General features: G+C 58.7%; 9 protein-coding genes. 3 read left to right on the forward strand and 6 right to left on the reverse strand.

Translation table 11 applies throughout. From position 1 onward, the window contains the following. Window position 1: 1 nt before the first annotated feature. The 6 genes from HMPREF0045_RS04245 to HMPREF0045_RS04270 are packed head-to-tail and all read right to left on the reverse strand — an operon-like array spanning window position 2 to window position 8,932. On the reverse strand, window positions 2-1,780 hold the full coding sequence (locus tag HMPREF0045_RS04245) for an ABC transporter ATP-binding protein (RefSeq protein WP_005985853.1): 1,779 nt from the start codon (window positions 1,778-1,780) through the stop codon (window positions 2-4). Further along, a complete protein-coding gene (locus HMPREF0045_RS04250) occupies window positions 1,777-2,907 on the reverse strand; it encodes a glycosyltransferase family 2 protein (RefSeq protein WP_005985855.1) in 1,131 nt (376 codons plus the stop codon). Before HMPREF0045_RS04250 ends, HMPREF0045_RS04245 begins: the two co-directional genes overlap by 4 nt. Beyond that, entirely contained in the window at window positions 2,904-4,445 is a 1,542-nt protein-coding gene (locus tag HMPREF0045_RS04255; RefSeq protein WP_005985857.1) for a glycosyltransferase, read from the reverse strand. The genes HMPREF0045_RS04250 and HMPREF0045_RS04255 overlap by 4 nt, the downstream gene beginning before the upstream one ends. A gap of 7 nt (window positions 4,446-4,452) precedes the next feature. After that, window positions 4,453-6,579, reverse strand: coding sequence for a DUF6541 family protein (locus tag HMPREF0045_RS04260; protein WP_005985859.1), 2,127 nt, complete (start codon window positions 6,577-6,579; stop codon window positions 4,453-4,455). Then, complete coding sequence (locus tag HMPREF0045_RS04265; protein ID WP_005985861.1) at window positions 6,576-7,835, reverse strand: glycosyltransferase family 4 protein; 1,260 nt, start codon at window positions 7,833-7,835, stop codon at window positions 6,576-6,578. The genes HMPREF0045_RS04260 and HMPREF0045_RS04265 overlap by 4 nt, the downstream gene beginning before the upstream one ends. Further along, window positions 7,832-8,932, reverse strand: a complete 1,101-nt coding sequence (locus HMPREF0045_RS04270; RefSeq protein ID WP_040315704.1) for a glycosyltransferase — start codon at window positions 8,930-8,932, stop codon at window positions 7,832-7,834. Before HMPREF0045_RS04270 ends, HMPREF0045_RS04265 begins: the two co-directional genes overlap by 4 nt. A gap of 100 nt (window positions 8,933-9,032) precedes the next feature. On the opposite strand from HMPREF0045_RS04270, the gene wecB reads away from it, so the two are divergent. From wecB to HMPREF0045_RS04285, 3 genes are all read left to right on the forward strand, one after another. Beyond that, window positions 9,033-10,109: a non-hydrolyzing UDP-N-acetylglucosamine 2-epimerase gene (gene wecB / locus HMPREF0045_RS04275; RefSeq protein ID WP_005985864.1), complete on the forward strand. Its 1,077-nt coding sequence runs from the start codon at window positions 9,033-9,035 to the stop codon at window positions 10,107-10,109. A 45-nt stretch (window positions 10,110-10,154) separates the two neighbouring features. Continuing rightward, the gene (locus tag HMPREF0045_RS04280) at window positions 10,155-11,255 is read left to right on the forward strand and encodes a glycosyltransferase family 4 protein (RefSeq protein WP_005985866.1); all 1,101 of its coding nucleotides are present in this window, start codon (window positions 10,155-10,157) and stop codon (window positions 11,253-11,255) included. Window positions 11,256-11,317: 62 nt separating this feature from the next. Beyond that, on the forward strand, window positions 11,318-13,018 hold the full coding sequence (locus HMPREF0045_RS04285) for an asparagine synthase-related protein (RefSeq protein ID WP_005985868.1): 1,701 nt from the start codon (window positions 11,318-11,320) through the stop codon (window positions 13,016-13,018). The last annotated feature ends 83 nt before the right edge of the window (window positions 13,019-13,101 follow it).

Raw genomic sequence — 13,101 nt, forward strand, 5'->3', positions numbered from 1 at the left:
CTTAGGCCAAGCCCGCTAGGTGTGCCTGTACGGCGAATTCGGGTTCTTTTTCTACCAGCTCATCGAAGGTGCCGCTGGCTTTGAGCTCACCGGCGCGCATGAAACAAATCATGTCGTTGTGGCGGATGGTTGATAGGCGGTGTGCCACTGAGATCACCGTGACTTGGCCGTGCAGCTGGGAGATGGCATTGGCGACGGCGTCCTCGGTTTTGGTGTCTAGCGCACTGGTGGCCTCGTCTAGCACTAGCACCAGCGGGTCGGAGTATAGGGCGCGGGCGATACCTAGACGCTGGCGTTCACCGCCGGAGAGGGCCAGGCCGCGTTCACCGATACGCTCATTGATGCCCTCTGGCCGCCCGGCGATCACCTGGGAGAGCTGGGCCATTTCAATGACTCGCTTTACGCGCTCTTCGTCATAGTCATCGCCCCAGGTCAGGGCGATGTTTTGGGCGATGGTGGCGTCAAAGAGGGTAACTTCCTGGGGGACGTAACCGACGCGTTTACGCCAGGCACCTAGCACGTCATCCATGTTTTGCTGGCCAATGAAAATCTGGCCCTGCTGGGGTACTAGTAGCCCCAAAATAATGTCTACTAGCGTGGATTTACCGCTGCCGGAGGTGCCCACAATACCTACGGAGGAGCCCATGGGGATGGTTAGGCTTAGGTCTTTAACGGCGCTGGTTTGGGCGCTGGGGTAGGTGAAGGTGATGTTTTTTAGGCGCAATGCGTCAGGTTCGCCCTGTAGCTGCTGGGTGCCTAGGTCTTCAGCGTTTTCCTGGTAGCGCTTGGCGTCGTTGATGTCGCGCAGCACCGCCTCTAGGTGGGGCAGGGAGTTGGCAGTGGTGGTCATAACTGACTGGAAGGTCACGATGGTGGGCATGATCCTGAACCCGGCCACACCAAATAGGGCGATTGCGCTAAGCGCCCCGGTGGTGCCTTGGCTCCACCATGCCACGGCCCCTACCAGCACGAATCCACCCACCATGGCGGCTTCAATTACACGCTGGGGCACGGCCCCGAGGAACTGGATGTTGGCGCGGGCCCGGGTGGAGTGTTCACGGTTTTCGTGTACTACACGTGAAACATCAGCGAATTTGTCGCGCAGGGTGATTTCTTTAAGGGAGGAGACCATTTCGGTCATGAGTTTGGTGATGCGCAGCGAGTAGCGCATGTTTACTCGTCCGGCCACCACGGCTGAGCGGGAAACCACCAGGTTCATGAACATGGCTACCAGTCCCAGGTACACCAGGGTGATGAGGGCGGTTGAGGGCTGTGCTACCAGCAACACCACCACTACCGCAATAAAGCTGACGATCTGCTGGGGTAAACTCACCGCCGGCAGCAGCACACCGGAGATAGTGTTGGCGATACCCACGTCGGCCATACGCACGATTTCCGCCGTCGAGCGCGCTAACCGCTCAGTCCAGGGGGCGCGGATGTAGGCGTTAAAAAGCTCGTCACCAACCACCATTTCGTAGCTGGCAAAGCGACGGGTGGCGAACCACTGAATCACCAAAGCCAAAATGGCTTTCAAAATCATCAGCGCACACACCACTAGCAGCAGCCAAGGATAGTTACTGGGGCCAAGCTTGCCGAGCAGTGGCATGGTCATGGCCTCACCCTTGATCATGGGGGTGAGCATCAGGGCCAGTAGACCTAAAGCAACCGTATCTAAAATCGCCAAAGCTGAGGTGGATACCATGTATATCCACAAGAACCTATTAGTACCCTCCGGCAGCAAGGGTACTAGCTGGCGAATTGCGTCTATCAGCCGTTTCATTTGTCTCCCCGGTTGAGGGTATCTAGCAATTGGTTTAGTTTACGCGCACCCCAATGGGCTACGCGGCTTTGACGGCTAAACCAGCCGCGCGCGCTAACCGGAGCCACGGTATTAGCCGGGCCGCCTTGGTTCAAGGTGGCGGCGGCTTGGCGCGCACCCAGTAGGCGAGTTTGGCGCTGATCATCGCTGACGCCCTCACCGCCAGCAATGATCAAGGCGTCAACCAGGCGCGCCTCGTTACGGCTAAGTACCTGATAGTAGCGCGGGGCTAGAATAAGCACCTTGGTTAGTAGCGTGTAGAGGTAGTCAACATCGTCCGGGCTTAGATCGTGGCTGTGTTTGGCCACTGCCGGCAGAATACTTTTACGCACCAGGCGCACGGCCAGGGCTTGGCGGGCAGCGGGTTTTAGCTGCTCAGCCCAGGTGGAGTTGGCTACGATAGCAACCCCTGCGCACTGTTGCTCAATGGTGAAGGGGGTGGAGGTGACCCGCACGCCGCCGTCGTCGGCCTCAATGTATTTAGGTTCGCTAGCTGGCAGCAGGTCGATACGCTGGGCCACCATAAATAGGCGACTGGAGTAGGCCAGGTCCTCCCCTGTGCGCAGACCTGAGCTCATGCGGATTTGGTAGCGCTTTAGTAGCTCGGTGCGTACCAGCATCAGTGGCCCGGTGCGGTAGGTGAGGCGGTCTTTAACGGGGTCTAGGCAACGACGGCGTCCCACGCGCACCGGGGGTAAGTCTAGGGTGCCGGTAGCAGCCTCTAGGGTGGGTAGGATCAAAATGTCGACGCTGGGGTTGGCTTTGAGGTATTTAGCCCAGGCTTTACCGGCACCGCTTTGGTAATAGTCGTCTGAGCCCATAGCGGTTACGTAGGGGGCACTAGCGGCCTCCAGGCCGGTATTCAGTGGGCCAGCCGGCGAAGGAATACCATCTGTGCAGGTCAGGATCTGTACGCGGGAGCCAAATTGTTCTAGGCGTTGGCGGATAGGCTGCGGATCAATATTGTGCACCACCACGATTGCGCCATTGGTGGTGTTGCCTTCAACCACACTGGCTACGGCACGTTCAATAGGACGCTCATAGCGGTGGATGGCGATCACTACCTGCACTAGGGGCTTTTTTGTCACTGCGACCCTCCTAGCACTACCTGGTCTAGCAGCGGCAAGGTCACCTGAGCGTCAAGGTTAGCTAGCGTCCACTGGCTGGCCTGCTCAGCTACCTCTGGCTTAGTTAAACCAGACTCGTTGGTGTTATCCAAGATGCGTTGCGCTGCGGCACGCGGGCTGTCCACTACCCAGTCAGCGGGGTAAATAGTTTCGGGTCCACCCAGGCTGGCCAGGCCCGGCCAGTTACGCACTACCGGCAGGCAGCCCGAAGCAGCGCCTTGCTGCACTGAAATATGTACGCCTTCAACCATAGAGGAGGACAAAATCACGGTAGCTTTACGCAAAACCTCGGGCATATCGCTGCGGTAACCCAAGCTTTGCACGCCCAGCTGCTGGCAGCGCTGGTTGAAGCTATCCCAATAGCTACCCCCAGCTGTGGGCGCCTCCCCCACTAAGGTAAGCTTCCAGGGTTTGTCAGAAAGCTGGCGCAGCTGCTCAAGCACATCTAGGGCCCAAGCGGGGTCTTTAACTAGGCGGTCATAGCCCACCAGCATGATGCTGTATGCAGCCGGCTGGAGTTTGGACAGCTTAAAAGAAGCCAAATCCATACAGTTGGGAACATAGTTAATGCGGGTGCGCTCAGCTACCCCCAATACGGTTGAGGTCAGTGCCCGCGTCACCGGCGGGGCAATGGTGATTAGGTCAGAGACGTTTTCCCAACGGGTAAGCAGCGGCATCATAGTAAATGCCTCAAATTTGTGAACCCGTACCAGTAGACGCGGGCTACCTACGCTAGTTAAATCCGTGCCGCTTAGACGCGCGGCCAGGGCACTGCCCCACTCCACATAGACTGTGTCAGCCCACTGTAGATCTTTACGTAAAAATTCTGGAACCTCAGTGTCACGGTTTTCTAGCCGGTCAGTGATGGTTTGCAGGACTGAGCAAAAATCTAGTTCTTCGTCTCCCAGCTGGCGGATACGCACCTGGGCTTTTTGCGGCCAGTAGCCAATGATTGGCTCCATAAAGTTGAAGTTTGTGTCGGTAAGCACCAGTAGATGCTCAGCGCGTGGACGCTGAGCCTGCACCACATGGGCGCTTACCACCTGGTTACCCTCTGCCTTGGCCCAAGGCAGATCCACGCCGGTGGTGGCCACCTGAGCGGGCTCCACTATGGCGCCGTCGCCGCGCAAACGCGCCACCACTGGGGAGGTAAATAGGTAATTACGCAGACGCGGGTCCATCTCAGCAATAGGCGAATGGTTAAGCCCCTGCTCAATGGTGGGGTGGAAAATCAGTTTCAGGGCCTCTAAAACCTGTGCGGCGTCGCCTTGGGCCCCGGCGCGTTCAAGCAGGACGCTAGCGTGCTCTAGCCAATTGGGGGCTAGCTCCTGGTAGGAGCCATCTGGGTCTGCCTCTAGGCGTGACAAATCCAGCAGTACCTGGGAACGCGCTTGGTCTCCCATACTTGCCCCCTTCCACAGCATCCGCGAAATGGCGCCGTGGCCCTGGTTGGCGGCCACATAACCAGCTTTAACTAGAGTGTCAGTTAATTTACTCATCGGTGTCCTATAGTTCTTGAGCACCGGGCCAGTGATCATATTTAACGCCCGGCTGGGGATCTGGGATACCGTTGGGCTCCCATTCGGGGTCTGCGGGGCTAAGAGTTTTAGCCACTACTGGGCGTTGGCCCAGGTTACATACATCAATGCGCCACAGCACGGCGGAGCCGTCAGAGGCGGCAGCTATCTTAGTGAAACCAGTCCAGGTGACCACGCCATATAGGCCGCTGCGGTACTGGGAGGTGTTGTAGCCGCTAAAACGCCGGTTTACATCCTGGTAGTAGTAGTCGATGCCGTGTTTACGCAGCAGCTGACATACCTTGGGGTCAGTGTGGATCTTGCGGAAGTTTTTAAGCAGGTAGGTGCCGTCCACGTCCTCAGCTTTAGTGCCGGCAAACACCCACACGCTACGCCGACCGGTCATAAAGGGCAGTAAGCCTGCCCCGCTTACCGGGTCACCAATTACTACCGCCTCACGTGGCAGTACGTCAGGTAGGCGGTGAATCATGGCCAGTTCAGATTCAGAAACCATGAAGTTAGAGTCTGAGGTGTTGGGGAAAAACACCTGGCGGGTATCGCCCAGCAGCAACGGTGCGCTTAGACCGGTAGCAGCCAAGAAAACCGCTCCGGCAGCAGCCAGTACTTCACGCCCATGCAGGCTAATGCGTTTAGCTACCTCCAAGAAACCCAAGGTGAGCAGCGGTATTAAAGCAATAGCTGACATGGCTTCAGTACGCAGCGGGTTGTTGTAAAACACCCCGGTCAGCTCAGTTAGCACCGGGATAGGCGCCATGGTGGCAAAAGTTAGCGGCAGGCAGCACAGCCACGCCACCACCAGGGAGCGGTACTTACAGTAGCGGAAAGCCGTGTAAATTCCCGCCAGCTGCAAGAAAGCCAGCACCCAGTGGATGGGAGTAAGTAGATTTTGACCTACCGTGCCGTAGGAAAGCAGCGGCAAAGATTGCAGTTTGGCACTTAAATAGTTCCAGTCACGCACCGTGCCCCGGTGGATGTAGTCATACCAAGGGCCGGGCACAAACACTGCCACCGCCACCGCGATAACCACACCAAAAGCTAGGGCCAACAGGGCCCCACCGCGCAGGTACTTGCCGCCAGCCACCATCCGGTAGCCTTCCAAACCGGTGCGGGCCCAGGCCAAAATCACCAGCGGCCAGCCCAAAACCACCAGGGCTGAGGGGTGAGCTACCGCCACCCCGTAAACCGCCGGCAGTGGGGTTAATAGGGCGCATAGCCCCAGCACCTTATGGCCACTGCGCCAGCTAAAACCGCAGCGGTGTACGCATTGCAGCATAAAGGCGGCCACCGCCGGGCATACCGCCACTGCTAGGCAGTAGGGCCACATGGCTTTATCAATAGTTAGCAGCCAGGGGAACGCCGGGATCAGGGCAGTTAGCCCTAAAGAAACATAGGGAGCCAGCGGATGGTCAGTGAACAGCTCACGGCTCAAATAAACAATCGAAATGCACCACAGCAGGGCCACCAAAGCAATCAGGGAGTTGGTGGTGGCCACATTAGTTTCCCAGGAAGGAGAGGCCAAAGACACAATTTGGTGCCACACCGTGGGATAGAAACTGTGGGCCTCAGTTAGCCCAAATAGACGCTGGTTAGCCGAAAACATAGAGGTGTTTTCGGTGTTAGTAATAGCCCACACCTGGTTGTAGTGGTAAAGCGCATCACCTAGCTGAATCGGCCGGTCACTGGCCCCACCATAGAAGAACGGAAAGGCGCTAAGCAGCCAGGTAACCACTGCTGCCCCAATTAGGGAGGCGTCAGCTCTAAGCTGCTCTTTCCAGCCGTCTAGCGCGCCATCTCCACGAGTAACTGAAGCTGGGTCAGTGCCAATCCAGCGCCGCAAAGCCCAGCGCAAAGACAGCATCAACAACGCACACAAAATGGTGGCGTTAATAACCGGGTTCCAGTCCCAGTGCAAATGCGCCCGGGCCGCCACCACCCCCAGCACAGAGTAGAGCGCAAAAGAGAAAGCCGGCGCCAAAGCCAGACGTCGCAAACTCCCGCGCAAACCAGCTGATACCGCCAACACCCAGCCCGTCCCAAACAAAGCCAATAGCAGGGACGGAAGGGTGGTTAAGGTAGGCAGCCAGTTAGCAATCAACGGATCACATCCACGATTACCCGTGCTACGGCATCAGCAGCCGCCCGCTGGGAGCGATTTTCCACCACCCACTTGCGTAGCTGCTGGCGCCACTTAGGAGTCTGAGGGCTTTGGGCACGTTTGAGTGCGGCCAGCATAGCCTGGGCCACGTCGTCCACACGGTAATCAACCGCCCAACCCAGATCTTGGCTACGCACCTCCTTAACTACCGGGCCTAGGCCCGCATAAATCACCGGGGTGGCGCAGGCCAAAGCCGAAAGCACCTTAGTGGGGTAAGCAAAGTCGTAACCCTGACCGGGCTTAATCGACACCAGCGCTGCCACCGCGTCACTTTGCCAAGCCGCAGCCGAGCGGGGATCTTGCGGGGGCAGCACCAAGGCGGCCGGGGTTTGGGCGGAGTAAGCGTCGTTTATCTGCTCAGCCAGCTCAGTTAGCACCGGCCAATGCGAACCTTTACCAATGAAAACCAGCTGCGCCTGGGGGACCTGGGCACGTACCTGTTTAAAAGCCTCAATGAAAATATCGGCCCCCTGCCACTCACTAGCCGTGCCAGCATAAATAAAGTAGGGGCCAGTAACGCCATGAGCCGCACCAATATGGCCAGAAACCGGGGTAAAACGGTCAGTGTCAATACCGTTATTAACCACCTCAACACGCCGGGCCCCCAGCTGACGGGCCCGGATAGCGACGCCGTCGTTAACCGCAATCACAGCCTTAGCCCCCCGCATTGCGAAAGACTCCATCAGCTGCACAGCCTTAGCCACCGCCGGGCTGACCCCGGTAGAAACCGTGGCGTCACTCCACACATCAGGGGCATACCACACGTAAGGGATACGTCGCAGCGTAGTTACCGCACGCACCACCACGCCGGTAGTAGGCGGGGGTTCTACCAGCAACACCGCCGGCTTTTTAGCCGCCAGCAAACGGCCAAACAAGGGCAGGTCAAAAGACATATAGGGCACATAGCCGCGCAGGTAGCCGGACTTATCGCGCAGCACCGGCCAGCGACTAACGCTTACGCCCTGGGGATCTTCAGGTTTAGGGCCATCAGCTGGGGGCTGGCTGGTAAGTACCCGCACCGGAATGTCTAGCCGCCGCAAAGCCCGTTCTACGCCGTCGAGCCTGAAAGAAGCCGCAGCCGCCTCCGGCAGATGAATACGGGTAGCCAGAGTTACCCCTTTAGCCTTAGCACGCGCTAACTTGTCGGCAAAAGGCTGGTGCGCCTGACTTGCCATGCCGGCTTGCTGATCACTCACGCTTTAGCCCCCTTTTGTCCTAGTTCAAAAGCTACCTGCTGGGCGCGCTGAGCCCAGGTGTTGGCCTTACCTGCAGCCTTAGCCTGCCGGTGCAGCTTGTTTACTTCCTGTGGATTAGCTTGGAGACGACTCAGTAAGGTAGGCAGCACCCCAGCCCCATAAGGAGCCACCCAGCCGGCCTCATTATCGGCTACCACCTGGGCTGCCAAGGTACCTGCAGAAGCAATCACCGGCTTACCGTGGCCTAAATATTCAAAAAGTTTAACCGGCGCCGCAAACTCACGATACGAGTCAGGCTGCACAAACAGCACGCAAGCATCAGCATTGTCATAAAGCTGTTCAAGCTCAGCCCCACTGCGGTGCACCACCTGCACCGAGCTATCCATGAGCGGCTCATACTCACCGCGCATCTGCTCCCACTGCTGCTGGTGAGTGCAAATAGTTAGATTCACGCCGGGCGTGGCCGCCACCGCTCGCACGCATTCGTGCAGCTGGTAGTGACCAGAAACCGAGCCAATATAAAGTAGGTTCAACTGCCCATTATTGGGGCTGGCGCTATCCACCAGTTCACAGCCTGGCGGCAAGGCCGCCATACGCTGGGCTGGGAAGATGGGCACATGCGCCCCCATAGCCATACTGGGCAGGTAAAGCACATCCACATAGCGCTTATACCAAGACAGGTCATAGTTGTAGACCGCGCTCATAATGGTGGCCATGGGCTCACCTACGCGCTCGCGGTAGTCACCAAATTTCCAGTAAATGTCGCGGTAAAACAGCCCCGAGGGGATCTGGTAGCGGCGCGCCAGGGCAAATAGCTCCACATCCAAAACCGGGTGCGGCGGCAGGTGGCGCGGCTCGGTGAGCATGGTGGGAATGGTGGCGGACTCAGAGTAAAGAAAATCGATTTTCTGCCCGGCTGCTAGGCGTGCTTTTAGGGCTTTAATGGCCCGACGACGTCGGCGGCCATCACCGGTAACGTCCAGCACCTCATAGCCAAGTGATTTAAACGCGTCATACATGCGCACAGGGCGAATCCCGGAGGCAGAGGTGGCCTGCCGATTTAGAGCGTAGGGGGCGTGATAAACCATAGTAGGCATAAGGCAATCTTACTGTTTAAGCACCTACACTTATATAGCCAGGTGAATAAACCCCACCGGTATCTCGGCTCAGGCGCATTATCCCCGCTAAACTGGAGTCATGCGCGTTATTTCCGTAGTCGGGGCTCGCCCCCAGTTCGTCAAGCTCGCCCCGGTCGCCCACGCTTTCGCTAAGGCTGGAATTGAGCATGTAATTGTCCACACCGGTCAGCACTATGACCCCATGCTTTCTGACGTGTTCTTTAAGGACCTAGGTATTCCTGCCCCGGATGTGCACCTAGGGGTAGGCTCAGGCTCTCACGGGGTGCAGACCGGCGCCATGCTAGCTGCTATGGATGAGGTATTTGAGCGTTACCAGCCTGACTGGGTGCTGGTTTACGGCGACACCAACTCCACCCTGGCCGGTGCGCTTAGCGCAGTTAAGCTGCACTTCCCGGTAGCCCACCTAGAGGCTGGGCTGCGTTCTTTCAACCGCTTGATGCCTGAAGAAATTAACCGCGTGCTCACTGACCACGCCGCTGACCTGCTGCTTACCCCCACCCAGGAGGGCGCTAAGCACTTGGCTGAAGAGGGCCTAGCTGACAAGACCGTGATCGTGGGCGACGTCATGACTGACGTGCTCTACCAGGTGCGTGACCAGGTTGCCGCTCAGCCCAGCCCGGTTATGAAGGAGCTGGATCTGGCTGAGGGGGCCTACTCGCTGGCTACTATTCACCGTGCGGAAAACACCGACGACGCCGCTCGCCTAACCTCCATTCTTGACTCGCTGGGGGCTGTGGACCACCCGGTGGTGCTGCTAGCTCACCCGCGCCTGGTAGCTAAGTGCTCCGAGCACGGCATTGACCTGTACGCCAAGCGTGGCAACCTGCTGGTACACCCCCCGCTGGCCTACCCTGACCTGGTAGCTTCGGCCCTGCACGCACGCGGCGTGGTTACCGACTCCGGTGGACTACAGAAGGAAGCTTTCCTGCTGCGCGTACCTTGCACCACTGTGCGTCCCCAAACTGAATGGGTGGAGACCGTGCAGCTGGGTTGGAACATCCTGGTTGAGCCCGGCAGTGCCCTAACTGAGGCCGCTAGCCGCCCGCGCCCGGCTGAGCCGGCCCCTGAGGTGGCTCACCCCTATGGCGACGGGCACGCCGCTGAGCGCGTCGCCGAGGTTTTGCTAGCTAAGTAACCCCTGCTAGCCAAGTAACTCTACTAGCCGAATAAAAGCCAGATTATGCGTATCGCCATGGTGGCCACCTGGCTACCCACCAAAGTAAATCCAGGTTCAGGTATTTTCGTGGCCAGAGATGCTGCCGCCCTGGCAGCTTTAGGCCACCAGGTGCAGCTAATCCATTTAGTGTCTCCCGCTTTAGATGATGGGCGTGAGCGCACCTATACTTTGGGTGTGCCCACGCTGCGGGTGCCCCTGAAGGTTTCTAGCCCGCTTTCACTGGCCCGCGCCCGCGCGCGCCTAGAGCAGCTAACTGCCGGCGCCGATGTGGTGCATACGCAGGCTATTTCGGCATTGTTTCCCTATATGCTGCGCCGCCCAGCCCAGCCTTGGGTGCATACCGAGCACTGGTCGGGCGCTACCTCCACTTACACCAACCCGTTTATACGTCGGGGCGTGCATACGCTACTAAATGCGCAGGCACTACCCGACACGGTGACGGCGGTTAGTAACTTTTTGGCTAACCATTTGCGCCCTTACCGCCACGGCAAACCCCTGGTGGTGGTGCCTAACCAGGTAGTGCGCCCGCAAACTTTGACCCCTCCCCCACGCTCGCTGCACCCCGACGCACCGCTAAAGCTAGTGGGCGTGGGCGGGTTAATTGAGCGTAAAGGCCCGCTGCTGGCTTTGCAGATTTTGCATCAGCTTTCTGGCCTTGGCTTAAAAGCTAAGCTGACCTGGGCTGGTAGTGGCCCACTACTGGAGCAGTGCCGTGAGCAGGCCGCCGCTTTAAGGGTGGATGCTACTTTCTTGGGCCAGGTGCCTGCCGCGCAGATCCCCCAGCTAATTAGTGACAGCGACATGTTCTTAGTACCCACCAGTGGGGAGACTTTCTTCCTGGGCGCCGCTGAAGCTATTGCCGCTGGCCGCCCGGTGGTTACCGGCAGCTATGGGGGTCACACAGATTTCCTTGATCCGGCGGTTTGTGCCCTGGTTAGTGGGCGTGACCCGCTAGCCTGGGCCCAGGCCCTGGAGCAGTTGGCTCAGCGCACAGCCGCCTGCTGCGCGCAGGAGGTGGCCGCTACCCTGCCTGATGCTTTCAGCGCCCCCCAGGTGGCTAAGCGTTATGTGCAGGTTTACCAAGACACTATTGCGGCGCGTTAATCCCTTAAATCAGGGTAAATATCGTATTTGGACACTGTCTACCCGGCTATTTTGGAGAGTAAATGAGCAAGGTAATTTTCGCTTCCCACTCGCGCTGGTGTCAGCCGGGCACTTTTAACGACGACGCCGCAGCCTCCCCCGCAGCCACCTGCGCTGCTGGCACTGGCGCGGCCCCCAGCGCGGCTGATGCCAAGTCCCCCGCCGACAGCCCTATACAGCAGTGGTGGGCTAGCGCACCCAACAGCAACCAGCCTCACGCGCCTCTGCCCACCTCCCCTGAGCAGGTGGGCCAGTGGGCCCATAAGCAGGCAGGCCAGTGGAGCGGCGTCGTCGTGACTAAGAGCGGGGCGCTACTAAGCAGCGACATGCCGCGCTCATTCCCCCTGCTATACCGCTACGTGGCGGGCACCTGGCTGGTAAGTGACGACCCCCAGATACTTATCGACGCCGCCCCCACCAGCTGGGACACCACCGGGCGTCTCCAGTTCCGCCATGGTGCCTACACCCTGGGCACACGCACCCTGCTAAAGGGGATTTACCAGCTGCCCGCCGCCTCCAGCGTGGAGCTAATCGACGGCGACCCCACCCCCCACGTACACCCCTGGAAGGCGCTGCGCTACCACCAGCGCATCACTGACGAACCCACTTTCCGCCAGCTTTTCACTCAGGCACTAGAGCAAGCGGTAGAGCGGGTAGTTAAACTCACCCAGGGTCGGCGCCTGGCGGTGCCGCTGTCGGGCGGGCTTGATTCACGCTTGATTTTGAGCCTGCTTAAGCTAGCCGGCGCCAGTGACGTAGTGGCTTTCACCTACGGCACCGCCGGTTCGCGCGAAGCCAAGATCTCCCAGCAGGTAGCGCAGTCACTGGATGTGCCCTGGTATTTCGTTGAGCTTAGCGAAGCCAAGGTGCGCCAAGCCTGGCAGGCCGAGGGCGGCGCCTTTATCCGCAACGCTTGGGCGGGGGCCTCCCTACCCCACTATCAGGACTGGTATGCGCTACGTGAGCTAACCAGCACCGGGGTGCTACCCGCCGGCACCGTGATTTTGCCGGGCCACACCATTGTGGGCAACCTGCACGGCCAGGAGCTGCTAGACCCCAAGACTCCAATGAGCCGCAAGGACTGGGTTGAGCTACTAGCCCACCAGCACCTAAACCTGCAAGGCCAGCAGGATCTGGTGGCGGCTCTAGCCCCTATCCGCAAGCCCCTGCTAGAGGCGGTTGATGAGCTGCTGACGGTAGACACCCTGGACGCGCGCCAGAGCCTCATTGAGTGGTTCAACGTCCGCGAGCGCCAAGCCAAATACATTAACCACTCTATGCGCGCCTATGAGCATTTTGGTTTAGATTGGGCTTTGCCGATGCTCGATCTTGAGGTGATTGAGGTTTGGGAGCGTGGGGGCCTGGCTTTCACTGATGAAGAGCGTATCTGGTACAAGAATTTGATTGCCCAGATTTATGCGCGGGTTAGCGGCACGCAGCCGCAGCTGTATGCGGCTGGGGTTAACGCGATTCCTGCTGCCCCTAGGCGCGCGGCAATTAAGGTTCTGTCTACCCTGCGCCTGGATAAGGCGGTTAGCTCGCTGCTTACTACCCGCGTGCAGCTGCGTCACCCTATGGCTTTCCAGGCGCTACTGCCGGCGGGTAGCGCGGCTACTTATGCCCCACAGCTACTCAAAGGCCGCAGTCTTAACGGTATTTTTGCCGACCTGTTTTTAGCTGATACTTGGGCGGCGGATTCTAATGTGTTTACGGAGGTTATTTAACCGTGCCTGCTTCCCTAGCGCGTTTTCGTTCCCTAGCGACTGCGCGCTTATACCTTTGCGTGCCCAGCGCCCTGTTTTATTTG

It is taken from the genome of Actinomyces graevenitzii C83, assembly GCF_000239695.1.
Taxonomy (GTDB): domain Bacteria; phylum Actinomycetota; class Actinomycetes; order Actinomycetales; family Actinomycetaceae; genus Actinomyces; species Actinomyces graevenitzii.

What these genes read in the sequence shown, in the direction of transcription:
- HMPREF0045_RS04280 (WP_005985866.1), top strand. Translation starts at nt 10,155, where the DNA reads ATGCGTATCGCCATGGTGGCCACCTGGCTACCCACCAAAGTAAATCCA.
- HMPREF0045_RS04255 (WP_005985857.1), bottom strand. Translation starts at nt 4,445, where the DNA reads ATGAGTAAATTAACTGACACTCTAGTTAAAGCTGGTTATGTGGCCGCC.
- wecB (WP_005985864.1), top strand. Translation starts at nt 9,033, where the DNA reads ATGCGCGTTATTTCCGTAGTCGGGGCTCGCCCCCAGTTCGTCAAGCTC.
- HMPREF0045_RS04285 (WP_005985868.1), top strand. Translation starts at nt 11,318, where the DNA reads ATGAGCAAGGTAATTTTCGCTTCCCACTCGCGCTGGTGTCAGCCGGGC.
- HMPREF0045_RS04270 (WP_040315704.1), bottom strand. Translation starts at nt 8,932, where the DNA reads ATGCCTACTATGGTTTATCACGCCCCCTACGCTCTAAATCGGCAGGCC.
- HMPREF0045_RS04245 (WP_005985853.1), bottom strand. Translation starts at nt 1,780, where the DNA reads ATGAAACGGCTGATAGACGCAATTCGCCAGCTAGTACCCTTGCTGCCG.